General features: G+C 41.3%; 21 protein-coding genes and 1 pseudogene. 5 read left to right on the top strand and 17 right to left on the bottom strand.

The genetic code is table 11. The features are described from left to right. Window position 1 precedes the first annotated feature (1 nt). The 12 genes from SD31_RS02685 to SD31_RS21135 all read right to left on the bottom strand — a co-directional run bounded on the left by SD31_RS02685 (window position 2) and on the right by SD31_RS21135 (window position 11,716). The gene (locus SD31_RS02685) at window positions 2-1,447 is read right to left on the bottom strand and encodes a PKD-like family lipoprotein (RefSeq protein WP_039053007.1); all 1,446 of its coding nucleotides are present in this window, start codon (window positions 1,445-1,447) and stop codon (window positions 2-4) included. Next, window positions 1,447-2,184, bottom strand: a complete 738-nt coding sequence (locus tag SD31_RS02680) for a DUF4843 domain-containing protein (RefSeq protein ID WP_197053495.1) — start codon at window positions 2,182-2,184, stop codon at window positions 1,447-1,449. Before SD31_RS02680 ends, SD31_RS02685 begins: the two co-directional genes overlap by 1 nt. An 85-nt stretch (window positions 2,185-2,269) precedes the next feature. After that, window positions 2,270-3,778 (bottom strand): RagB/SusD family nutrient uptake outer membrane protein, encoded by a 1,509-nt coding sequence (locus tag SD31_RS02675; protein ID WP_039053005.1) that lies wholly within the window; start codon window positions 3,776-3,778, stop codon window positions 2,270-2,272. Between the two features lie 11 nt (window positions 3,779-3,789). Then, window positions 3,790-4,221: a hypothetical protein gene (locus SD31_RS14805; RefSeq protein ID WP_052258586.1), complete on the bottom strand. Its 432-nt coding sequence runs from the start codon at window positions 4,219-4,221 to the stop codon at window positions 3,790-3,792. 85 nt (window positions 4,222-4,306) lie between these two features. Beyond that, on the bottom strand, window positions 4,307-4,513 hold the full coding sequence (locus SD31_RS14800; RefSeq protein WP_052258585.1) for a hypothetical protein: 207 nt from the start codon (window positions 4,511-4,513) through the stop codon (window positions 4,307-4,309). Window positions 4,514-4,694: 181 nt separating this feature from the next. Beyond that, window positions 4,695-7,097 (bottom strand): SusC/RagA family TonB-linked outer membrane protein, encoded by a 2,403-nt coding sequence (locus SD31_RS02670; RefSeq protein ID WP_052258584.1) that lies wholly within the window; start codon window positions 7,095-7,097, stop codon window positions 4,695-4,697. Window positions 7,098-7,289: 192 nt separating this feature from the next. Next, complete coding sequence (locus SD31_RS02665) at window positions 7,290-7,472, bottom strand: DUF4974 domain-containing protein (protein ID WP_039053004.1); 183 nt, start codon at window positions 7,470-7,472, stop codon at window positions 7,290-7,292. Next, window positions 7,426-8,454 carry a FecR family protein gene (locus SD31_RS02660; RefSeq protein ID WP_039053003.1) on the bottom strand — a complete coding sequence of 343 codons (1,029 nt, stop codon included), beginning with the start codon at window positions 8,452-8,454 and terminating at the stop codon, window positions 7,426-7,428. The genes SD31_RS02665 and SD31_RS02660 overlap by 47 nt, the downstream gene beginning before the upstream one ends. A gap of 54 nt (window positions 8,455-8,508) precedes the next feature. After that, window positions 8,509-9,099, bottom strand: coding sequence for an RNA polymerase sigma factor (locus SD31_RS02655; RefSeq protein WP_262506511.1), 591 nt, complete (start codon window positions 9,097-9,099; stop codon window positions 8,509-8,511). A gap of 257 nt (window positions 9,100-9,356) precedes the next feature. Continuing rightward, entirely contained in the window at window positions 9,357-10,346 is a 990-nt protein-coding gene (locus tag SD31_RS02650) for a Kelch repeat-containing protein (protein ID WP_039053001.1), read from the bottom strand. Between the two features lie 3 nt (window positions 10,347-10,349). Beyond that, on the bottom strand, window positions 10,350-10,988 hold the full coding sequence (locus tag SD31_RS21140; protein ID WP_039053000.1) for a DUF4270 family protein: 639 nt from the start codon (window positions 10,986-10,988) through the stop codon (window positions 10,350-10,352). Then, entirely contained in the window at window positions 10,958-11,716 is a 759-nt protein-coding gene (locus SD31_RS21135; protein WP_082021777.1) for a DUF4270 family protein, read from the bottom strand. Before SD31_RS21135 ends, SD31_RS21140 begins: the two co-directional genes overlap by 31 nt. Window positions 11,717-11,966: 250 nt before the next feature. Here SD31_RS21135 and pncA point away from each other — a divergent pair, with 250 nt between their 5' ends. Further along, complete coding sequence (gene pncA, locus SD31_RS02635; protein WP_039052998.1) at window positions 11,967-12,557, top strand: bifunctional nicotinamidase/pyrazinamidase; 591 nt, start codon at window positions 11,967-11,969, stop codon at window positions 12,555-12,557. Here pncA and SD31_RS02630 read toward each other — a convergent pair. Next, entirely contained in the window at window positions 12,550-14,346 is a 1,797-nt protein-coding gene (locus SD31_RS02630) for an outer membrane beta-barrel protein (RefSeq protein ID WP_052258583.1), read from the bottom strand. The two genes, pncA and SD31_RS02630, sit on opposite strands and share 8 nt — an antisense overlap. Window positions 14,347-14,687: 341 nt before the next feature. Next, a complete protein-coding gene (locus tag SD31_RS14790; RefSeq protein ID WP_052258581.1) occupies window positions 14,688-15,302 on the bottom strand; it encodes a carboxypeptidase-like regulatory domain-containing protein in 615 nt (204 codons plus the stop codon). A gap of 113 nt (window positions 15,303-15,415) precedes the next feature. On the opposite strand from SD31_RS14790, the gene SD31_RS02625 reads away from it, so the two are divergent. The 4 genes from SD31_RS02625 (at window position 15,416) to SD31_RS02610 (ending at window position 20,049) form a co-directional block, all read left to right on the top strand. Next, window positions 15,416-15,943, top strand: a complete 528-nt coding sequence (locus tag SD31_RS02625) for a TetR/AcrR family transcriptional regulator (protein ID WP_231561092.1) — start codon at window positions 15,416-15,418, stop codon at window positions 15,941-15,943. A 102-nt stretch (window positions 15,944-16,045) separates the two neighbouring features. Then, window positions 16,046-17,749: a glycoside hydrolase family 3 protein gene (locus tag SD31_RS02620; protein ID WP_039052996.1), complete on the top strand. Its 1,704-nt coding sequence runs from the start codon at window positions 16,046-16,048 to the stop codon at window positions 17,747-17,749. 110 nt (window positions 17,750-17,859) lie between these two features. Next, window positions 17,860-19,287, top strand: coding sequence for an L-serine ammonia-lyase (locus tag SD31_RS02615; protein ID WP_039052995.1), 1,428 nt, complete (start codon window positions 17,860-17,862; stop codon window positions 19,285-19,287). Between the two features lie 63 nt (window positions 19,288-19,350). After that, on the top strand, window positions 19,351-20,049 hold the full coding sequence (locus tag SD31_RS02610) for an MBL fold metallo-hydrolase (protein WP_231561091.1): 699 nt from the start codon (window positions 19,351-19,353) through the stop codon (window positions 20,047-20,049). A 129-nt stretch (window positions 20,050-20,178) separates the two neighbouring features. On the opposite strand, the gene lipB is transcribed toward SD31_RS02610, so the two are convergent. The 3 genes and pseudogenes from lipB to SD31_RS02595 form a co-directional block, all read right to left on the bottom strand. Next, window positions 20,179-20,874 (bottom strand): lipoyl(octanoyl) transferase LipB, encoded by a 696-nt coding sequence (gene lipB / locus SD31_RS02605; protein ID WP_039052994.1) that lies wholly within the window; start codon window positions 20,872-20,874, stop codon window positions 20,179-20,181. A gap of 275 nt (window positions 20,875-21,149) precedes the next feature. Then, a complete protein-coding gene (gene hflX / locus SD31_RS02600; protein WP_039052993.1) occupies window positions 21,150-22,343 on the bottom strand; it encodes a GTPase HflX in 1,194 nt (397 codons plus the stop codon). A gap of 86 nt (window positions 22,344-22,429) precedes the next feature. Next, window positions 22,430-23,740, bottom strand: a pseudogene (locus SD31_RS02595) (ATP-dependent DNA helicase RecG); the annotation flags it as partial.

Here is a 23,740-nt window from a genome sequence, read left to right as displayed (position 1 = left end):
TTTAACGCCATGTAATATCTATACTTGAGCCGGGTATGCCTTCGATGGTGTCTATAAGCACCCCATTATTTCCTGTTGAAATATTTGTAAAATAGATGGATGATCCTGATCCAATGATCAAAGTTTGTTCATCATCGGACAACTTGAGCATGGTTACCTCATCATTGAATTTTGTAGCTATTTCCTGTAGATTCTGGTTTATAGGTGTATAACTATATACCTTGTTTCCGGAGGCTATATATATGATGCCAGTTTTTGTGGCAAGCATTTTGGTTTTTTCTGTTATTATCTGAGGGTTTACAAAGTTTCTTTTATGAAGGGGTGTAAAAGTAAAAGGCCCATAGAAATTGACATTGAATTTAAGCTCGTAGATGTTTTTGTTGGTATCTTGACAGAAAGCATAGGTGTCTGTATTATTAATCTGTACGATATTCAGTAGGTCCATGCCAATATTGGTAGGGTCAAAAATGCTGCTGTTGGTTACCGAGTATTGTGTTCCGAAATAGGTTACAGAGCCATAGATATTGAACCGTAAGAATTGCTTTCTGTTTCTCTCAAAGGCAATGATGCTGATGTTGTCATTGATGTTGGTAAGGATAAATTTATCATGAAGCTCATAGTCACCATCTGCGTAGGAGCCGAACATGCCATAGGTTTGTGCTTGATCCCACGTGGTGGTAATGCCTCCGTAAAATTTGCCGTTAATAATTCCCATCAACACACCTTGAGGATGGGTTTGGAAGCTTCCAATTTCGATTTTGTTAGGGGCTAGGAAGAAGTTGTCTGTAATGCTTCCGGGTTTTAGTTCTTCTTGTTTAAGGTTGTTAACATCCAATCTTATGCCTTCTTCTTTACATATTATCCAATAGCCTAATGGAGTGTTGCCTGTAAATTTATTGGCGAGATAATGAATGGATAAAGGATTTTCAGGTAAGGGGTTTAAGTTTATTAGTTCGTAAATTCTAGGGAGCACCTCTCCATTGGGTCTGACAAACGATAATTGTGTTTTGCCTTCCTCTTCACTTAGCACCAGATATCCTGCAGAAAATTCTGTCTTTCCCTGAATTTTGAAATCATAGAAATATTTGATTCCATTAGACTTATTGAGGAGGGTAAGACGAGCATAATACAATTTTGCTTGTAGTCCGAAAACAATACGTAGGGTCTTGCCTTGAAAAGTATAGTAGCTAGGGTCTACAGCTTCCGGTACGGCGATTTCCCACGTGCAGTCAATATCTTCATCAGCTATATTTTCAAATGTAGGGGATATGATGAGACTATCTCCTACCATAATATTGTATAGCGTGTCTAAGTTTTTGACTACCGGCTCTACCGGCATGTCATACTCATAGTTTCCTTTGTCTTTATAACATGAAGTAAGCAATAGGACAAAGGACAAGAAGTAGCTATAGCTAAATAGTTTGAATTTTTGTGCTTTTATTTTCATTATCTAACCTCTTTACCTAGTTCGTCAATAAATTGAAATACTCCTGTGCCTGCATTTTTTCGTAATAGGATTGTACGCTCGGGATTATCCTTGTGGTAGAATTTATAGGTTATTCCATTGTCATCTGTTCGCAGTAGATATCCTTTCTCCGGATTCTTATTTACCCATTCGAAAGGGTTGTTGAGCATGATGCGCAATAGGTCTACGAAATACAGATTTTTAGGTGCATCGAGCCCGTCCATGGTCAATGATGTTTGGTCTGTGGCAATGATAAAAAGTTGATGCTTGGTCCTTGAATATTCGCCAAGCCACATGCTCCACCAGATAGGCTCTTCCAGCCTTGCGGAGAATACCACCTTTGCTCTTATGATTTGCGGGTTATCAACATTAAAATCGGAAGATTCCTTAAGCTTGATAATCACGGATACACTATTTTCTTCTAAGTCCGGTGTGTTATATACTATAAAAGGAAGAAAGCCTTTACCTTCTCCGGCGGAGATTGCATACCCTTCCTCTAATTTTTTATAATGAAGTCCTTCTTGAGCGGAGGAAGAGTCGGTTTCTACATACGCTTGGTATACGCGGTCTCTATTTTCCCTCAAGCCGGAGATACTTACCGGGATATTTATGGTATCCGAGGATTTAGTGATATCGTAAGCAAAGGAATACACTATGCTATCTCTTTCGTTTTTGCTGAGATTGAAATATATACCAGCATTATGGTTATAGGTTATCAATTCAGCTTTTTKGCATGAAGAGATAGTAAGGAATATCACTAGAATAGTTATTATTATTTTTGAAGTTAAGATTAGTTTCCATGGTCTAGTCTTTTTGATTTCCATAAATAAGTTCATCGTCAGGAAGAGGGAGTACGAAAATTTTATTATCGGGTTGGAAAACCTTGCCCTGTAATCCGACAATAGGGAGATGGAGTCTTTTGTAGGCATAGAAAATCTGTCCTTCGGCAAAGGCATCCTTCCTTAATTCTTTTAGTATTTCCTGTAAGAATGCTTGTTTGTCACTCACAGATGTTGTTTGCCCAATACCTCTATTTTTACGGATCTCATCTAAATATTGAATTGCTTGCGTAGGATTGGTATCATAAACACATTCTGCCGCTATGAGGTAAACCTCACTTAACTTTATTGCGGGAGCCATCAGGTAGTGGAGGTTGGCTGATTCATTATCCGAGAGGCTGTTTCTTCGATATTTTACGATTTCAGAAATATAATTGTTGCCACTGCTCACGGTCATAAACCAATGCATATATCGTATGTCTGTAGCTCCGATACCTGAAGTTTCATATATAGACTGGGCATCGATCTGCTCAAGGTGCATGCCCGAAGAGCCGTTAGAGAACCAGTTGCTGTTTAAGTCTGTGCTCAATGAAGGGATGTACCAACCAAAGATGAGTTCTTTGTACAGAATTCTATCTTTATTTTTTTCTTCAACGGCAATAAAATCTGTTGTGTTGGTCCAAGGGAATTTTTTTGCATCTATTATTTCTTTGGCGTTTTCAAGAGCTTTTTCGGTATCTCCTTTGTAAAGATATACTCTAGCTAAAGTTGCACAGACAGCATAATAATTCATGCGGTGTCTTCGATTTTGAAGAAAAAGATCGGGATTGGACAACTCGCTGTTCAGGAGGGTGTCGGTTTGGGTCGGATAACCAATTCTATAAGAGTTGCTGCGTATAGGATCTTTTTCCAAAAGGACTTTTGATTTTTCCAAGTCGTAGGTTATAGAGTCAATTACTTCGGATACGGAGCCGAATGGTGTAGAAAGATTACTATACTTAGTCACATAAGGAATAGCTTTGGCTGTGGCTGCCTGCTTATAGCTTGGAGCAAACAAACGCAACGCATCGAAGTGAAAATATGCACGTAAAGCTAATGCCTCTCCTTTTATGATGTTATAATTATTCCCGAGAAAGATATTGCGACGCTTATCGATATTTTCTAATATGAGATTTGCGTTGACTATGCCGTTGTAGAGTCCTTTCCAGATATTATCTTTTCGTGCAATAAAGTATTGGTCATCGTATTTAAACTCAGCCGTAGCCTTATATCGGAAGGGATCTATGGAAGAAATCATATAATTCTGAGCCAGCACTTCCGGAGTTCCGACGGTCAGTTCTTTTCCATAGAGGTCAGTTTTGCTGGCTCTGATGTAAATACCTAATAGAGCTTCTTTGAATCCGTCCTCGGTAGAGAACAGTTCTGTCCTATCGATTTCGGTTTCCGGTTTGATGTCCAGCCATTTGGAACAGGACGTTAACAGAAGCGTTGCGAAAAGGATATATATTGTTGACAATCTTTTTGATTTTTTCATGTTATCTAAGATTAAAAAGATGCTTGGATCGAAAAACTTACACTACGAGCAAATGGATATTGAATACCTCTTTCTTGCTGAATGGAAGACCAACGGAATAAGTCGTTGGTAGTAGCGCTAAATCGAAGATTGGAGAGTTTCAGTTTTTTCGAAAACTCCGGTGTGGTCTCGTAGGATACAAACAGAGACTGAAGGTTCAATAGGTTGTCGTCCATCACAAATCTTGAAGAGACGCGAGTTTGTCCTAAATCTCTTATGCTCTTATAAAAGCTACGATCACCGGGTTGTTTCCATTTTTCGTCAAACACCCTTTGGTCTACGTTATAGCGAGGGTCAGCATTTTCCACACGATCTACCAAAGTCTGGTTATAGGACTTTCCTCCGACACGTATTTGCATATATGCTACCGCGGAGAACTGTTTATATCGTAATGTGGTGCCCAAAAATCCTTCGGCTTTTGGAGTTCCTATAGCTACGACGGTAATATCTTTGGTGTCCCACTCATATGTTAGCGATCCGTCTTTTTTTCTAAAGATTTCTGCGGCCGTTTTCAGGGTCTATTCCTAGCGATGGTACAGCGTAGATGGCATCTAAGGATTGACCTTCATTGTATCGTAATAGAGGTACTCCCATCAAATCATTACCTTTTTGTGCATCATCTACGCGTTGATTATAGCTTTTCAAAGCGTTGGATATTTTGAGGATTTTGTTTTCATTATGTACAATGTTTGCCATAAAGCTTACGGTCCAGTCGGTATTTTTAATGGCAAAGGCGTTTGAAATTGATTTCGAATCCTTTATTTTTCCTAGATCTCCAAAGGTTTTCTTTTGTAGGATACAAAACCTGTTGACGGGGCTATATTGATGTCGGCGAGAATGTCATTTGTCAGCTTATAATAATATCTTGCAGAGAGAGTTATTCTGTCGTGCCACAAGCCTGCGTCGAAGCTATATCGGTAGATTTAGTTTTTTGCCACCCCAAATTTTCGTTGCCATAGTTGTTGACAATTGCTCCTATACCGGAAGAGTACCAATTATTTTGGTCGTATGTGTACGTGGTCCGTGACATGTAGGGAGCAAACTGGACAGCTCCTGTGATTCCTGTGGTTGCTCTGAATCGTAGAAGAGAAATAACGTCGGACGAAAACCAATGTTCATTATGTGTATTCCAACCAATTCCTGCCGACCAGAATGGAGCGATTCTTCTATTGGCACCAAACTTAGAGGATCCATCAATTCTTACAGTTGCATCGGCCAAATATCTATTGTCATAAGAATAGTTTGTACTTAGGAATGCGCCGATCAAGCGAGATTGATTTAAGCTGCTATAAGGTTTAGCATTTTCGAGGTAACCTTTAGAGAAACCTATGCTGTTGAACCTATCGTTCGCAAAGCCGTGGGCGGTGAAGGATCTATAGTCCGAAAAATCACTGCGAATATTTGAGCCAGCGACAACGTTGATATAATTTTTTCCTAAGCTTTTAATCCAGTTAAGCCTTATGTTTCCATCCCAATCGATTTCATCGTTCTGGCTGCTGGTATAGCTGCCTTTTTCGGAGGTTTGGGAGGTTGGGTAATTGTAGAATTCATTAGATTTCGGCGATAAAAACTTATCGTAGAGGCTGATTCTTTTTAAGAGACTTAGTTGTCCACGCAGCCTTAGTCCTTGAAGGATTTCGAAGTCTATGGCAAAGTTGTTTAATATTTCGGAGTATTTTGATTTGTCAAAATTACTTAACGTAGCATTGTATAAGGGGTTTAATACATTTTCGGTTGTTGAGCCTCCATTGCTGTAAAATCGATCCCATGTTCCCAACTGTTGGAGTATATTACCATTGTCGTCGGTAATGCGGTAATATGGGTTCATGCGGGCGTAGTTAGAGAAGTCGCCATATGGAGATTCTGTTCCATTTACAGAAGTTATGGTGAGTTCATTCTGAAATCTGAGTTTGTTTTTCAGATGGTAACTTAAATTTACCCCACCGGAATATTGGTTTCTTGAAGAACCTTTCATTACACCAGGGCGGGTTTGATACCGTAAATCGACGCCATATCTAAATGTTGGAGCGCCTCCTTCCAAATAAATGCCATGTTTTTGACCTATTGCAGCTCTTACGGGCTGCGATATCCAGTCTGTGTTAACTCCTCCTACTACATTTTTAAGCTTATTATAATATAATCTGTCGAGTTCGATTTGAGCGATATTCTGGTTCTCGTTACTATAAAGACCAGCCAATCTTTCGTATTCTAGTTTATCTTTTGCGTTAAGGAGGTTGTAGTCAGTCAAGTCGGGTATATTGATATTCGTCTCATGGGAGTAACTTAATCTTAATTGTCCTTCTTTTGGTGCTCTACTGGTGATTACCACCACGCCGTTTGCTGCGCGCGAACCATATACTGCTGTGGCGGCGGCATCTTTCAGCAAGGTGACAGACTCTATACGTGTCATATCCAAATCCAGAACTTTAGTGACACTCACTTCATATCCATCTAGGATAAACACCGGCATATTGGTGTTGGTGGTAATATTATCTCGTCTCAAGATTTCATTGTTCCCTGTAGGTAAGGATGATGTTCCCCGAATTGTAATGTTAGGTGTAGCGTTCGGGTTGGAGCCTGCCAAGTTGTTTTCCAACAGTTTGAAGGAAGGGTCGAAGACCTGTATGGCTTGCAAGACGTTTTGAGGATTTACCTGTCTTAATTCTTCCCCTGATTTGGAGATTGCTGTTCCCGTGAAGGAGTTTTTGTTAATGGATTGGTAGCCGGTTACGATTACTTCTCCTACATTGCTGATTTCTTCCTTCAATACGAGAATATAATCTGTTTTGTCTGATGACAACTTCATGGTCAAGGTTTCAAAACCTATCATTTTTACTATGATAAGAGCATCATCGGGAAGGCTGTTAAGCTGGAAGATTCCTTTTTCATTGGTGTTTCCCAAGTCGGTTTTGGTTGTAGCAATAGTAGCTCCTATTACAGGTTCTTTATTTTCATTAATGACCTTAAGGATAATTTGTGTTTGCTGTGTTTCGTCAGCTATACTTTCCGATTTGGTTGTTTTGTTAATTTCTTTTTTGGTGAGGATAATCGTCCTGTTGACAATTTTAAATCCTATAGGTTGATTTTTGAAAACATGCTGTAGGAAAATATCCAAAGGTATATTTTTAGCGTCTATGGATATAGGTAGACTTCCCTTTAGCATAGACTTTGTTCCCAATACTTCATATTGCGTCTGTCTTTTAATTTCTTGCAGTACATTTTCTAACGACTCGTTTCGAAATGTATGAGTAATGGTCTGCGCGTTTGATGCGTGACTCACCTGCAAAAAGAAGACGAAAAACAGTAATGTGGTTAGTTTGGTTATTCTTAGTAAGAAATTTAATTTCATTAATGTCTAGATAAGTTTAGGTTAGCGATTTGTTAGTTTAACATAAGTCAAGACTCGTATAACTGAATCGATTTAGTAAAGTTTAGTTATATTCTTTTACGTTCTTAAATCCTCCTCCTTTCTTCATAATCTTTTTATATAAAGTTTTCTATCTTCGGTTAAAGTATAAGAGATATCATTTTGTTCCAGTAAGGTTAGTATGGTAGATAGGTTGTTGTTACGGAATGTTCCTCCGAAAAATTCGATATTAGGGACATCTTTATCGATGATTACGTCGATGTTGTACCAGCGGGAAATTTCTTCCATTACTTCTTTTAATTGTTTTTTCATCAAAGTTGAATTTTCCCTGGATCCAGGCCAGTTCTGTTTCCAGTTCTATAGCTTTTACGGCTATGTTGGAGGCAGCGCAGATGCTCTGTTGTCCTGGGGTTAGGAACTTAGGGGCTAGGGAGCTATTTGTTTTGCTGTATACTTTGACTTTTCCTTCTACCAAAGAAGTTTTAACCTTGCTATTATCATAAGCATTTATATTAAAGGTGGTTCCTAGTACTTCTACGACTTGTGTAGAAGAGTGTACTATAAAAGGCTTATTGCGAGCAGGAGTAACTTCGAAATAAACTTCTCCGCTTATTGAAACCTCTCTTTTGTCGCCTTTGAAGGCAAGGGGATAGGTCATGCTGCTTTCTGCATTTAATTGCACTTTGGTGCCATCAGGAAGGATGACTTTGTAATATCCTCCTCTAGGGGTAGTTATTTGTGCGGAAGTAAGTTCTTCTGTTGATGTTACTTTTTGTCCGTCATTGTACGTTATGGAGTTGGATTCTATGATAATGGCTTCGTGATTATTGTCAAGCGATATGTGTTTGCCGTTTGACAGTCGGATGGTAGCTTTGTTTTGCGCAGGTTTATAATCAACGTTGACGGACTGTTGAGCTGTGGGGGCTGTCTCTTGGTTTCTTCGAATTAATACGGCAATAGTAACCATGATACATAGGCATGCAGCCACGTAACCGACAATCTGAAGGAGTTTAGGGCTATTTATTTTTTGTGGTTTTTCTTCCTGTAGTTTTAAATCTTGCCAAGCGGCGGCAACATTTATGTTTTGCAGAAATCGAAAGGCCTGTTGTTGTTCGGCAGTGTTCAGACATCTGTCGTATAATTCCTTGTTCTTAGGAGATTGGGAAATCCAAGATTTGAGTTCCTTTTCTTCGGTATCCGTAAGATGGTCATTTATTTTCTTACGGATTAGAAAACTTATTCTTGAAACTTCTTCTTGATGATGGTGCATGCTTAGGGCAAATTTTTGCTATTAATACCGCGCCGTCATCAAAAAGTACTCATTCTAAAAGTGATTTTTTTCAATTAAATAGAGTGCGGAAATAAAAATGATAAAGGATTCAGGTTTCAAGGAGCTTCGTAAATGTTTAATAGCTCTTAGTTTATAATTTTTAACGGTTTGAAGGTTTATTTGCAATGCATCGGCGATTTCTTGATTACTTTTACCTTCCAAATATGAAAGAATGATAACTTTTTTCGCTTGATCGGGCAATTTGTTTATTGCATCGTAGAGTTCCCCCATAACTTCTGCATGTATGATACGGTGTAGAGGCGATTCTTCATGCTGAGGAAGATCCGAATAATAGTCTTCTTCTCTTTTGAGGGAACGTTTTAGTGACAGCAGCTTATTTAGTGCAAGTTGCCTTGTGCTTTGGTATAGAGAATTTTTTAGGTGGTCGAGGGATTTAAAAATTTTTTCTCCTTTCCATATTTTCATGAAGGCTTCTTTTGCTATGTCCTCAGCAAGTATTTTGCTGTTGCATATGTTTGATGCATAAAGACATAACCTTGCATAGTATTTGTGAAAAATGTATTCAAAAGCCATCTCGTCCGAAAGAGCAAATCTTTCCAGCAAATAGGTTTCGTTTGCAAACACCTTATTCGAATTCACTTTTCACAAATCGGTATTAAGCTCATAAGTATCTATGAACGAGCAAAGATATCCATTGTCATACAAAGCTAGTACAAAAATCTATAAAATGTTTTTTACTAGCTAATAATTTAAATTTTGGTTTATTTGAGATGGGTGGTGGATAAGCACAGTTGGCGATGCAGTCTTGTGCCGTTTCATCAACCAATAAAAAAGGCTTTGCAGATGCAAAGCCTTTTTATGTTGTAAAGATTTTGTTGTTCTTATCTTAACATGGTGAACACCCAGGTGTCGTCGAATTTGGTAGTACCGTTAGCACCGGTAGTTAAATATCCTTTACCGTCTATAGAGAATGCTACGGCTCCTTCTCTTGAGTTTTGAGGTAAAGCTTGGTGTTTGCTTTCCCATGTTTTGGTTGCAGGATCGTATCTCCAAACGTTACCCATAGCGCCTGACTTTTTGCCACCTACTACGAATCCGTAGTTGCCGATCACGAAAGTAGAAGCGCTTTGACGAGTTAAGTCGTAGCTTAATTCAGTATCTTTCAATGGAGTTTCTTCATTCCAGTTTTGTCCGTCGAAAGAATAGAAGTCTTCAGGGTATTGGTTGTTGTCAAGACCACCGCCTATGTACGCTTTGTTACCAATTACGAAAGCAAAAGCATTCACTCTTTTGTTTTTGAACTCAGAACCTATAGATTCCCAAGTATCGGTATTAGGGTCGTATCTGTAGAAGTCTTTCAAGGTTTTTTGGGTTTTGGTAGCTCCAAGACCTACATAGGCGTAGTTGCCAAGGGTGAAGGCTACCGCACCGTAACGTGCTTCAGCATTCGCTGGCAAGGAGGCTACCTGAGTCCAGGTATTTGTTTCAGGGTCGTATTTGTAGAAGTCTTTCAACACGTCAGTACCATCATAACCAAGACCGATGTATCCTTTGCCATTGATAGCAAAGCCTACAGCGCCGTTACGAGGTGCTCCCGGAAAATCAGCTATACGAGTCCAAATGTTATTTTTGAATGACCACGCATCGTTTGTTCTTTCGTTTGTCGAAAGAATTCCAGTAGCCAAATATCCGGTATTGTCAATTTGGAAAGAAGCTGCAGCACTTCTAGGATCACCATCGAATGCCGATGCTTTTACCCATTCTGTAGGACCATCATCTGTAGTATCATCCTCGTCCTTCTTACAAGAGTTGAATGCTGATAACGTAAACGCACAGGCTAAAATAATACATAGCCAACTTTTCTTGTTCATAAATTATTTGAATTTAGTATATACAATATTTAACTTAATCTTAGGTTTGCCGTTTTCTGTTGCTATTTTAAAAGTATTTACGGAGTTATACAAACTTGACGACGAAGTTGTGATTAATAACTCTGTATCAAGATATCGGTTTGTGTTCACATACTTGACATAATCTATCAGGTTGAACACATATTTTCCCGGTTCTCCGAATTCCGTTCCCTTGATGAAGTTTACCTGTTGTGCGGCATTGCTGAATGGTGAAGGTACATACGATGTAGGTATGCCGTTTTTGTTTAGCACCATCAGCATCAAGGATGTCGGCACCGGGAATTTGCCGTAATTTACGGATTCTGTCTCAATGATGAGTTCAGCTTTGTTGATCCCTATGTTTTCATTTTCCATAAACTGGTTTAATGAAGGGATACTGATTTTTGTTGCCAAGCCCGTTCCGGACTGCACGTACAGATTATTGTTAGTAGCTTGTGCCGGCAACACATTGTTTGTTTCGTTTAAGGTAGCGAACAATGTTCCTGTACGGTCGTATTCTATGTTGTTATAACGATAGCTTACTGTGGCCGTAGAAAGGACTTTTTTGTCATATACTTTGAAGCCGTCCGAACCTACATACGAATAATTGATATTGATGTACACGGTGTCGTTAAGGCTAGGATGGCGGTATTATTTTCATCCGGTACGACCACTATACCTTTCAGATATTCTTGGAAAGCATCGTTTGTTGAAACTTCGTATTCATTGGAAACGATTTTGTTCAAAAAGATTCTTTCCCAAAAGTTGTAATCCAAATCTATACTGAAAGAGTCTACCGAATTGACGAAAGGTTTGAAGGTGCCGTTACCTATAGGTGTATTTTCGTAGTTGAATTTTTTGTAATTGAAAATAGTAGGGCCCGACACATAGAATGGTGCTTTGTAGTTGTCTATATCACCCAAAATATTCTCTGTTGTCAACGTTTGTGACAGCTTATGAATGTAGAATGTCTGATTTTGGGTGGTGTCGCCATAGTAATATTTTTCTGCTGTAGGCTTGAAATAAATATTCGCCGATTCAAACTGTGCTCCTGTAGGAAGACTGTGTATGAACGACTCAAAGGTAATCTGGAAATAGGCTGTGGATTTTATGGAGCCTAATCCGTCGTATTGGGTTTTACCGATCAAAACAGCTCCCGTATTTGCGGATGGGAGATAATTCATCTGATAGCTTGAGGCATATACCGTGAAAGAGTCTATGCGAGTCACAGAGATATCTTCCATGGGACTGTTTAGGGCTATGCTCATATCTTTGTTACATGCCGTGAAAGATATGCCGATAAGAATTAAAGCTAATAGGTTAAAATATGTTGTTCGTAATAATTGCCTCATATATATTCGTTGCTAAGCAAATTTAAGTAATACCTGCGGGATAATCTGTTATAATATGTTAAATCTGCTCCCGGCAAGTATGCCGTGCAAATCTAATAATTTAATTCCGTTTTGAAACTGTTAAAAAACCATAAAATCGCTCTTGTTAAATACGTGAGGGATAAAGGTTTTGCTACAAAAGAGTAGCTATTTTAGAGGATTATGTTGAAATCCCGCCCTAATAGCTGAAATATTTTGTTAACTTCATCATATGAAAGCTCTTTTAATTATCGACGTTCAGAACGATTTTCTTCCTGGCGGTGCTTTGGCTGTTCCACATGGGGATGAAGTGATAAATTATATAAACAGAATCCAAAGCAACTATGAGGTGGTGATCGCAACACAGGATTGGCATCCTGCCAACCACAAGAGCTTTGCTTCTCAGCACCGAGGGTATAAGGTGTTTGATACCATTACTTTCAACCACGTAGAACAGGTGCTTTGGCCTGACCATTGTGTACAGCAAACCGTAGGAGCGGAGCTATCTTCGTCTTTAAATACCCATCATATCCAAGCAATCTTTCGTAAAGGTATAGATGTTAATGTAGATAGCTATAGTGGTTTTTTCGACAACAATAAGATGAGAAATACGGGATTGCATGGCTTTCTACAGGATAAAGGAGTGAGTGAAGTACATGTTTGTGGCCTTGCTGCCGACTTCTGCGTACATTTTACAGCTATGGATGCCTTGGAGCTTGGCTATAAGACTGCGGTGGTTTCTAAAGCTACCAAAGCCATAGACAAAGATGCCTACATGAAGAAGAAAGAATTCTTTCTACAACGTGGTGGAATCTTTATCTAACGCTGTTCTTCCCGCCGAAGCGGCGTAGGTTATACGTGAAAGAAAGCAGGAAGTAGCGGTTTAGCGTATTGGAAATGACGTTGGAAATGTTGTTTTCCGTCACCCTGCGGCTTACATTCTGCGCCTTGTTGAGCAGATCGAACCCCTTGAGGGTGAGCTCTCCATTGCTACGCTTGAAGATCTTTTTACCTATGGAAGCGTTCAGCAGTGTTGTTTCAATACTTGGGTAGTTAAGCATACCGCCATTGCTTATGTAGACGAGGTTGGAGCCTATGATCCAGCTTTTAATAGGTTCTAGCGAGATGTTGGTACTCAAGCGTTGATTGATTACATGATATCTTTCGGTTTGGGTGATGACGTTGGAGGTGATACGTCCGTCTATATGGTAATTCAGGCCTATGATATATCTTTTCGAGAATTTGGAGTTAATACCTATACTTTGCCCGTAACCGAATGTTTTGTTACTGATGGGCACGTCGTTCAGTTCGGCCAGCTCATTGTTGAGATAAAGTCGGGTATTGGCATTAAAGTTTATTTTCAGTTTTTCTATAGGGAATCCCAAGCTGTTGTTGAGACGGAAGGAGTAGGCACCGTCGGCATTCACCGGCCTCAAGTATTGTCCTCCGGCTCCCAGACGTATATTATCCAGAATATAGACGCTGGAATCCGTAAGAAATATACTGTTGATGATTTTGTCTTGAATATATTCGAAGGCAAGGTTTGTGGTCAGCGAACGTCCGCTTTGCCTGTCTATCGCTTTGTATTGTAGTCTTACGGTATGTGCGTATTCTTGGTCTAGGTTTGGGTTTCCATTGGTGATGCGCAATTCATTCTGGTTGTTGATGAAATCTTGCAGCTGCGCAATAGAAGGTGTATTTGTCTGGGTGTTGTAGGTCAGTTCTAAACTTTTGTTGTTTTTGAACTTAAAATTTGCCGACACCGCGGGCAAGATGCTATTGAAGTCGGCCACTGTCTTTATGCTGTAGGGCACGATGCGGTCATTGTTGCGGATACCGTGCTGGTATTGCAGGCCGATTTGAATGCGCAAAGAATCTTTGATGGCGTAGATGTAAGATAGTCCTGCATTGTGATAGTTGTAATCATTTCTGAACTCGTTAGAAAGTCTTTCTCTAAGTTCTCCCAGCTGTCCGGTTTCGGCGAGGTATTCGAAGGTCTCCTTGTTGGAATAAGAGGCTGTATTGCGAAAACCATATTGCAGTTGCAATCTGCTGTGGGCAGAGAGATTCTCTGTAAATGCTATTCTATTGTTGAAGCCGCTACCGTAGCCGTTGGTGACACTTTTATTGTTGTTAGTATCCACGCGGTTCAGTTCTGCATTTTTGAAGTATTCGGTGATGGCGAGGTTAAGTCCGTCGGCATTGTTGGAGCTTTTGTTGCCGCTGAGTGTTACGGTCATCGTGCGACCTTTCTTTTTGAAGCGGTGCATAAAGGTCAGTGACCCTCCGAAAGAGAAATTGTCGTTGTAGCTGTCGGATGAGCGGTCCGAATTGTTTATGGGCATATTACCGTCTTTAATGGTATTGAACTGCGTGGCGACCTCTCTATTGCTGCTGGTATATTTTATGTTTGGCGTAAAGTCGATGCGGTTCAAGGAGTCTATGTTCCACTTCACGCGTGCGCCAAAGTCGTGGTTCTGGTTGTGAATGTCTGAGCGGTTCTGTTGATGGCGAAACTGGTTGGCCTGCTTTTCCGACAGGTATTCTATGTTGGACAAGGTGTTTGTCACCGTCGAGGTGGAGTTGAAGTTGTAGTCGGCGCTGACCTCCATATTTTGTTTTGGGAGAGTGTTACTGTAGTTGACGGCAGCAGCATAGGTTTCGGAAAGCCCTCGGTCCGTGTTGTTGTTGCCGCGGCGAGCGCCACCTCTGCCTTGTTCGGCGAAGTTGGTTTCGTTGATGTTGTTGGCAAGGAGGTTGAAGGCTATTTTTTTGTCTCCATTAAAGCGGTTTGTTGAGGAGTTTATGGAGAATTTATCGCTATCGCCTTTGCTTATCGAAGATTTTCCGAAATAACCTCTTTTTTTATCTGGTTTGGTAACGATGTTGATAACCTTGTTTCTTTTGCCGTCGTCGAATCCCGAAAAGCGTGCTTGTTCGGACTTTTCGTCTATCAGCTGGATTTTGGTCGATAATTATCTGCCGGTAGAGTTTTTAATGCTATTTTAGGATCTGTACTAAAAAACTCTTTGCCATCTACGATGATGCGAGTTACGGGTTCGCCATGAGCAGTGACATTGCCGTCTTCGTCGATCATTACTCCCGGGATTTGGGAGACTACCTCATCAGCATCCGCAAAATCGCGGGTTTGGAAATTTTTCGTATCATATTCCAAGGTGTCGCCCTTCATGAGAATGGTGGAAGGAGGGTTGATGACCACCTCTTCGATGGCGATGTTACCGGAAGTCAGCTGTATAGTCAATGGTGATGCCTGCTTGGCTACAGCTTTCACCAAGGTAAAGAAAGGCTGGTAGCCAATGGCTGTAACATGAAGCGTATAATTGCCCTCTTTGATATTCTGGAATACAAAATGTCCCTTCTTATCGGATACGGTGGTCTTGAGTACAGTGCTGTCTTGACCTGCGGAAGTAAGTTTCAGGGTGGCTCCCGGTACGATATTTTCATTAGACAGTACGGTCCCGCTTATGCTTACCTGTGCATTAAGTTCTAAATGTAAACATAGAAAGAATAAAATAGGTATTAGGTTTAGTTTAATAAAGGGTTTCACCGTTAGCTATCAGATATATAATACAATTATAGTTTAAAGTTATCATACTTCAAACTTATTCCCAAAATGAATATATTTGCTACATCGTTCACGTTTATATGAAAAGTTCCTTATTGAGCAGAAAAGAGAAGATTTTGGAAGCGGCTTTAGCTTTATTTGCAGAGAATGGGTATGCTGACACATCTACCAAAGAAATTGCAAATCAGGCTGGTGTTTCTGAAGCTTTAATTTTCAAGCATTTTGGTAATAAGGATTCTTTGCTAGCACATCTTATCAAATCCGGATATAGACGTGTGTTGCAACATCATCGCGGTATGATGACCTATAAAAATGCAAAGGACTTTCTGCGTAACATGATTTTCCTGCCTAGCAAGCTGGTAGCGGAAGAACCTTTGTTCTGGAAATTACAAGAGAGACTTTCCCACATTCCTTTCTCTAGGCAGCAGCATGAACAGTTTATGAAGCCCGTACACCCTATTATTATCCGCGCATTTAAGGAATTGGGATATGAAGATCCTGAAATTGAGGCCGAATTTTTGCTGTTGGTGATCGATATGCTGTGGAAGAAAGAAGCTTCCGGGGAAATTGATAACTCGCTGGATCTTGCTCTTCTTCTAGAAAAGAAATACCAATTGGATTGATGCGTTTTTTTGCGTCTTTTGTTGTGGAATTTGCAAAATCATTGGTGTTCTGCAAATATTATTCTATTTTCGTATTAATTATACATTAAAATCGATTTCATCATGCTGAAACCTATTTTAGCTTTTTCACTTGCTATTTTAAGCTCTTTAGGAGTTTATGCGCAGAAAAAACCGGATTTTGTGACTTTTATTAACAGTCAGCACAAATGGGTTGATTCTGTTTTTAACAGTCTGACACCAAGAGAACGTATTGCTCAATTGTTTCTGGTGCGTGCACATACCGATTTGGGCCAAAAGTATATTGACTCTGTGAAGAATGTCATCGCAAAAGAGCAGCTTGGGGGATTGGTGGTATTCCAGGGAGGTCCTGTGCGTCACGTCGATATGATTAATCAATATCAAAAGGTTTCTAAAGTTCCTTTATTAGTTACTATCGACGGAGAATGGGGCTTAGGAATGCGTCTTCCGGATTCTACCCTTTCTTTCCCTTATCAAATGACATTGGGTGCTTTGCAGGACAACTCCATGCTGTACGATATGGGGCGAGAGGTAGCCAAAGATTTTCGTCGTATGGGTATCCATTTCAACTTTGCCCCTACGGTAGATATAAACAACAATCCTAAGAATCCTGTTATTGGCTTTCGCTCTTTTGGAGATAACAAGGAAAATGTTGCCTTGAAATCGGCGGCGTATATGAAAGGGATGATCGATGGAGGAGTGTTGGCTTCTATCAAGCATTTTCCTGGTCACGGCGATACGGATGTGGATTCACATCACGACCTGCCTGTGCTGAACTTCACGAAAGAGCGTCTGGAAAGCTTGGAGTTATATCCTTTCCGTGAGCTTATCAATCAAGGTGCTACGGCAGTGATGGTCGGCCACATGTTTATCCCTGCGTTGGATAACACTCCGAATATGCCTTCTTCTATATCGAAGAAAGTAGTTACTGACCTTCTGCGCAAACAGTTAGGATTCAAAGGTCTTACTGTTACCGATGCAATGAACATGAAAGGGGTAACCAAGTTTTTCCCTAACGGAGAAGGTGATATTTTAGCTATTGAGGCTGGTCACGACTTGTTGGAACTTTCGGAAAACAGCGGTCGCGCCATAGAGCTTGTAGAAAAATCTATCAAGAGTGGTCGTCTGAAGCAAGCAGATATTGATGCACGTGTAAAGCGTGTGTTGGCAGCCAAACTATGGCTAGGCTTGGATAACTACAGAGACGCTAATCGCAACAACCTTATTACCGACGTAAACCGTCCAGAAACAAAGTCTCTGATCCAACGTATGGCAGACGCTTCAGTAACTTTGCTGAAATCTAATAAACGTATTCACGCTTTCAATCCTAAAGTGGAGACAGCCATAGTGTCTGTAGGTATTAACAAAGCACAAGATTTCGAAAAAGGCATGGCTGCACGTCTTACTAATGCAAAAAATTATTATATTACAGGTAAAGAAAGCGAAGAGCAGCTCAAAGATCTTATAAAAGAGATCAGAGCGCATAACCAGATCATTTTGGCTGTGCATGACAACCGTTCACGTCCAAGACCTACATTAGACTTCTCGGAAGGTGTGAAGGAATTTATCCATAAGATAGCAGGAAGACGTACCATCACAGTCATGTTGACCAATCCTTATGCTTTGACATCGGTAAATGTGGATCGCAGTGCGTCCATCATTATGGGCTATCAAAATGAAGATTTCATGCAACGCGCCGCCGTAAAAGTGATCTTTAAAGATATTAAAACCAAAGGGAAGTTACCGGTCACAATAAATAAGACATATACTTTCGGAAAAGGTCTTTAATTTCCTATGAAAAACACTCTGTTTTTGAGCTAAGCTGAATAAGCTTAGCTTTTTTTTTTCGTTATTATAATCCTAACTTAGTCAACAATTATAAACTAATATCGGTATATATGGCATCAGAACAGATTTCTGTGTTTGACATGTTCAAAATTGGGATTGGTCCTTCAAGTTCACATACGCTGGGACCATGGCGGGCGGCAGAACGTTTTATTCAGAAACTGAGAAGTATTTCAGTCCTACAGGCAGTAGAGCAAATCACAATCCTATTATATGGTTCCTTGGCCAAAACAGGGATTGGTCACGGAACCGATATTGCGGTGTTGTTAGGATTAAGCGGGGATGATCCCGTTACTTTCGATGTGAATCAGGTTATTCCGAAGGTAGAACAGATTAAATCATCCAATATATTACATCTAGGAGGGGAGAAATATATCCCTTTCAGCTATGCCGATCAACTTTTGTTTTTATATGACCAGAGCTTGCCTTTTCATCCTAATGCGGTGACCTTTCAAGCCTTTCTCGAAAATGGAAAGGCCATCAGTGAGACTTACTATTCTATAGGAGGAGGTTTTGTTGTGCAGGATAACGATACGGAAACGGTGTTGAAGGAGGTTGACCTTCCATTTCCTATAGATACGGCCCAGCAGCTGATATCGGCCTGTATGCGTACGGGACTGAAAATTTCAGAGCTGGTTTTGGAGAATGAGCTGGCCTGGCGTCCGGAGGAGGAAACGAGAAAAGGGATTCTGGATATTTTCAGGGTCATCAAAGAATGTATTTATAAAGGATCTCACACCGAAGGTGTGCTTCCCGGAGGATTGAACGTGGAGCGTAGGGCTGCACGTCTCAACAAGCGTATGCTGAAAGGTCGCACATATAGCGACTATGATTCGTGGGTGGAGGCTTTACGTGCCGGAGGAAAAGATTTCGGTTATATCTTGGACTGTGTGAGTTGCTTTGCTCTGGCCGTGAATGAGGAGAATGCTTCCTTCGGTAGGGTGGTGACGGCTCCTACCAACGGGGCGTCGGGAGTTATACCTGCCGTACTTCAATACTACATCACGTTTCATGATGCATACAGGGAGGAAAAGATTATCCAATTTATTGCTACAGCATCGGAGATAGGCTCAATCTTCAAGAAGGGAGCCACCATTTCTGCGGCGATGGGAGGCTGTCAGGCTGAGATAGGTGTTTCATCGGCTATGGCGGCCGGTGCATTGACCGAGTGTTTGGGAGGGTCGCAGAGACAGGTGCTTATGGCAGCCGAGATTGCTATGGAACATCATCTGGGATTGACTTGTGATCCTATTGGAGGCTTGGTACAGGTTCCTTGCATCGAGCGTAATACCATGGGAGCCATCAAGGCTATTACGGCGGCACAGCTGGCCCTGCAGTCCAATCCGGATAAGGCTAAGGTGAGCTTGGATGCGGTGGTAAGTACTATGTGGGAAACGGCGCAGGACATGAATGTGAAATATAAAGAGACTGCAGACGGTGGATTGGCGGTGAAAGTGCCGCTAAGCTTGCCGGAATGTTAAAGAAGATAAAATCAGGCCCTTGCTTTTCCATGCAAGGGTTTTTTGTTTACCTTTGTTTTAAGTATGAAGTACTGCTCTATAGCTTCCGGATCGAATGGAAATTGTTACTATGTGGCTAAAGGCGACGATGCTGTCTTGATTGATGTGGGTATCAACAGAAAGCATGTGGAGTTGCGTATGGCAAGAGCAGGCATTGATCCGAGGAGTGTGAAGGCAATCTTCATTACCCATGAGCATACCGACCATATTCGAGGGCTTATGGTCTTCTCTAAGCGGTATCAGGTCCCAATATATCTAACCCGAGGGACCTACGAGGGAGCGCGTCTTCCTCTGCCTAGCCACCTTGTTCATTTCATTCAGCCGGATGACCGTATTAAGGTGGGAGAGCTCACCGTGTTGGGAATTCCAAAGTATCATGACGCTAAGGAGCCTTGCAGCTTTGTCGTTACAGACGGCAAGGTCAATATCAGTATTATGACGGATTTGGGAAGAGGATGTGACAATGTCAAACATGTCATCCAGCATTCGGACGTGTTGCTTCTGGAGAGCAACTACGATACGGAGATGCTTCTCAGCGGGCCTTATCCTTACTATTTGAAGAATAGGATTCGTGGAGGATGGGGACACCTTTCCAATGCGGAAGCACTACAGGTGTTTGTGGAAAATAAAACAATCCAGACTGAAACATCTGATTTTGGGACACCTGTCTGGAGAAAACAATACGGTGGAGCTTGTAAAGTCTGTTTTCCGTCCTCACTGTAAAGGGATAGCGCTGTCGGTGGCTCGCCGCACGGAAGAGAGTCCGCTCTTTTACCTTGCAGAAGAAGAAATCAAAGTCATTTCTCCGATAGTATTTGAACAAACGACTTTGATTTATGAGGAAATAAGTTTTTACTCCAGTTCCATGTGAAATAGGTCAGCTAGATGACCTTTAAGTTTTTCTTTTACCTCTTCGATATTGAGCTTATGTCCCAATTCACGTTCCATGGAGGTGACATCTTTGTCTTCAATGCCGCAAGGGATAATGTTTTTGAAGTAGGAAAGGTCGGCATTGACGTTGAATGCAAAACCATGCATGGTTACCCAGCGTGAGGCACGTACTCCCATAGCACATATTTTGCGAGCGTTATCTTTATAGGCATCCAACCAAACGCCGGTGTAGCCGTCATATCTTCCTGCTTCAATACCATAATCGGCTAAGGTCAGAATAATCGCTTCTTCCAAGGTGCGTAGGTACAGATGTATGTCAGTGAAAAAGTTGTCCAAGTCCAAGATAGGATATCCTACAATCTGACCGGGCCCATGGTAAGTAATATCTCCTCCACGGTTTATCTTGTAGAAGGTAGCATTCTTCTCTTTCAATCCCTGTTCGTCCAGCAACAGATATTCTTCATGTCCACTTTTTCCCAAGGTGTACACATGGGGATGCTCCGTGAAGATAAGATAGTTGGGAGTAGGATGGTTGGTGTTATTTGTTCTGTTATCTTGTTTTATGGCTAATGTTTCAGCGAAGATCTTTTCCTGTCTGTCCCACGCTTCTTTGTAATCTACTAATCCCCAGTCTATGAATTTAACTTTTTTGTTCATCTCTATATGCTGTAGGCTTTATGCATTATGCTATTAGCCTTTTAATTTTTTACTTCAATTAAATACGTTTTAATATATTGATTTCTACAGCTATTTTATCATGAATTTCTTTGGTATAATTTATAATTCATGTGCTGCACTAAGCATGACTGTAGAAACCTAGCTAGTCTCAAAATGCTTTAACGTCAGTGCGTGTACCTTTTGCCTTCCCTTATATTTTTTTAAGTTCCCCATCGCTTGATGCTTAAAGTTTAAAGCCCACGGCTTATAACTGTCTAATAAAGCAAATTATTATAAGGATAACGTGCATTATGCATCTTGGACACGATCTCATATAGGGTATCCCGAAATTCGTCAATATTTGTTTTGTTTGTTGCTGAGAGGAATATCGCAGGAGATGAGTTTTTCGCCATCCACGATTTTTTGAAGCCCTCCAATGTTGTTGTTCTCTCTTCGCCGTTGTTGTCGACCTCTACAGCAGGTTTGTATGCATCAATTTTGTTGAATACCGTGATGGTAGGTTTGTCCAAGGCATTGATATCTTTGAGAGTTTCGTTTACAGCACGGATATGATCCTCAAAGCTTGGATGGGAGATGTCTACTACATGTATCAGCACGTCAGCTTCGCGCACCTCATCCAAAGTGGATTTAAAGGATTCCACTAAGTGGTGTGGCAGTTTGCGGATAAATCCTACCGTGTCAGAGATCAGGAAAGGCAGGTTGTCTATTACCACTTTCCTTACGGTAGTATCTAGGGTGGCGAAAAGTTTATTTTCTATATACACATCCGCTTTGGAAAGCATGTTGAGGATGGTAGATTTTCCTACGTTGGTATATCCTACCAATGCTACACGGATTAGTTCACCACGATTTTTGCGTTGGGTAGCATTCTGTTTATCTATCGCTTTAAGCTTTTCTTTCAGTAAAGCGATTTTATCTAAGATTATACGTCTATCCGTTTCGATTTGTGTTTCTCCCGGACCACGCATACCTATACCTCCACGTTGGCGTTCCAAGTGGGTCCACATGCGTGTCAGTCGAGGATAGAGGTATTGGAGCTGAGCCAGCTCTACTTGTGTTTTTGCCTGTGCCGTTTTGGCGTGTTTGGCGAAAATGTCGAGAATAAGATTAGAGCGGTCCAATATTTTGCGTTTCAGCTCACGTTCGATATTGCGCAGCTGCGAAGGAGTAAGCTCATCGTCGAAGATTATCATATCTACTTCTTCCGCTTCTGCGTATTCGCGGATTTCGTCCAACTTACCTTTTCCTACGAAGGTAGCATGTTCGGGCTTTGGCAGTTTCTGGGTAAAAACCTTCACCGTTTGGGCACCGGCGGTCCTTACCAGGAACTCCAATTCTGTAAGGTAATCCTGTGCTATCTGGTCTGTAATGTCGGGTGTAACCACCGAAACCAGAATAGCGGTTTCTTGCTTAGGAGCTGTATCTATAAGTTTGAATCTTTTTGCCATAAAATGTGTTTTGCAAAGTTGTTAAATAGCTTGATATTCTGAGGTCAGCTATTCTAAAACAACATTTGACAAAGGTAAAAGTTTTTCTACGAAATCTTATCCCACGATATTCCTGAATTATGCTGGTTGAGGTAATTGAGCAGCAGTCTGTTTTCCGGCAGGGATAGGGTAGGGTCTTTTTTGAAGATGTCGATGACGGTGTTGCGAGCTTCGTGAAGGATGTTTTGATCCTGTGTAAGGTCCGCAATTTTCATGTTGAGCACGCCGGACTGTTGGGTGCCCGAGATGTCGCCGGGACCACGAAGGGCCAAATCCACTTCGGCGATTTCAAAGCCGTCGTTGGTACGCACCATAGTTTCTATGCGTGTGCGTCCTTCTTTGCTGAGCTTGTCTCCCGACATCAGGATGCAGTATGACTGTTCGGCCCCGCGACCTACACGACCCCGCAGCTGATGGAGTTGAGACAGTCCGAAACGTTCGGCATTTTCGATAATCATCACTGTGGCGTTCGGCACGTTGACGCCCACTTCGATGACTGTGGTGGCTACCATGATCTGTGTTTCTCCCTTCACGAAGCGTTGCATCTCGAAATCCTTGTCCTTGACCGGCATTTTGCCATGTACAATGCTGATTTTGTATTGAGGTAGCGGAAACTCCCTCTGAAGGTTTTCTAGTCCTGCTTCCAAGTATAGCAGGTCCATCTTTTCGCTTTCTTTGATTAAAGGGTAAACAATATATACCTGTCGTCCTTTGGCTATTTCCTGTCGCATGAAGCCGAAGACCCGCAGTCGTTGGTTTTCGGAGAAATGTATGGTTTTAATGGGTTTGCGTCCTGCCGGCAGCTCATCGATGACCGAAATGTCGAGGTCGCCATACAAGGTCATGGCCAGAGTCCGTGGTATAGGTGTAGCGGTCATGACCAGCATGTGCGGAGGAATGCTGTTTTTGCGCCAGAGCTTGGCACGTTGTTCTACGCCGAAGCGATGTTGTTCGTCGATGACGACGAAGCCTATATTTTTGAATTTGACCTTATCTTCAATGAGGGCGTGTGTTCCTATTAGAATATCTAAGGTTCCGTCTTCCAGCTCTTGGTGTATGATACGGCGTTCTTTGGCGGAGGTAGACCCGGTCAACAGTTTGATGTTGCAGATATCATTACCCAAGAGTTCTTTGAGGCCGTTATAATGCTGGGTAGCAAGAATTTCAGTCGGTGCCATCATGCAGGCCTGACGCTAGCCATTGTCTACGGCCAGACAGCATACTCATCAAACGGCGACTGACCCATGTTTTCGCGGAACCGACATCTCCCTGCAGCTCGAGGTCGGCTTGTCTGTCGCTCCCGTTATTTGGTTGTCTGTCCTTTATTTTCCTTGATTACTCGTTTTTGTGCACTGGTC

It is taken from the genome of Sphingobacterium sp. T2, assembly GCF_000814685.1.
Lineage (GTDB): Bacteria > Bacteroidota > Bacteroidia > Sphingobacteriales > Sphingobacteriaceae > Sphingobacterium > Sphingobacterium thermophilum.
This window is presented reverse-complemented; position numbering and strand designations above follow the sequence as displayed.

Coding starts and splice junctions, on each gene's coding strand:
- hflX (WP_039052993.1), bottom strand. CDS start 22,343: ATGGCAAAAAGATTCAAACTTATAGATACAGCTCCTAAGCAAGAAACC.
- SD31_RS02660 (WP_039053003.1), bottom strand. CDS start 8,454: ATGCACCATCATCAAGAAGAAGTTTCAAGAATAAGTTTTCTAATCCGT.
- SD31_RS02650 (WP_039053001.1), bottom strand. CDS start 10,346: ATGAACAAGAAAAGTTGGCTATGTATTATTTTAGCCTGTGCGTTTACG.
- SD31_RS02665 (WP_039053004.1), bottom strand. CDS start 7,472: ATGGAAGAAATTTCCCGCTGGTACAACATCGACGTAATCATCGATAAA.
- SD31_RS02615 (WP_039052995.1), top strand. CDS start 17,860: ATGGCATCAGAACAGATTTCTGTGTTTGACATGTTCAAAATTGGGATT.
- SD31_RS02675 (WP_039053005.1), bottom strand. CDS start 3,778: ATGAAAAAATCAAAAAGATTGTCAACAATATATATCCTTTTCGCAACG.
- SD31_RS02610 (WP_231561091.1), top strand. CDS start 19,351: ATGAAGTACTGCTCTATAGCTTCCGGATCGAATGGAAATTGTTACTAT.
- SD31_RS02630 (WP_052258583.1), bottom strand. CDS start 14,346: ATGGAGGTCAGCGCCGACTACAACTTCAACTCCACCTCGACGGTGACA.
- SD31_RS02620 (WP_039052996.1), top strand. CDS start 16,046: ATGCTGAAACCTATTTTAGCTTTTTCACTTGCTATTTTAAGCTCTTTA.
- pncA (WP_039052998.1), top strand. CDS start 11,967: ATGAAAGCTCTTTTAATTATCGACGTTCAGAACGATTTTCTTCCTGGC.
- SD31_RS21135 (WP_082021777.1), bottom strand. CDS start 11,716: ATGAGGCAATTATTACGAACAACATATTTTAACCTATTAGCTTTAATT.
- SD31_RS02685 (WP_039053007.1), bottom strand. CDS start 1,447: ATGAAAATAAAAGCACAAAAATTCAAACTATTTAGCTATAGCTACTTC.
- SD31_RS14800 (WP_052258585.1), bottom strand. CDS start 4,513: ATGGCAAACATTGTACATAATGAAAACAAAATCCTCAAAATATCCAAC.
- lipB (WP_039052994.1), bottom strand. CDS start 20,874: ATGAACAAAAAAGTTAAATTCATAGACTGGGGATTAGTAGATTACAAA.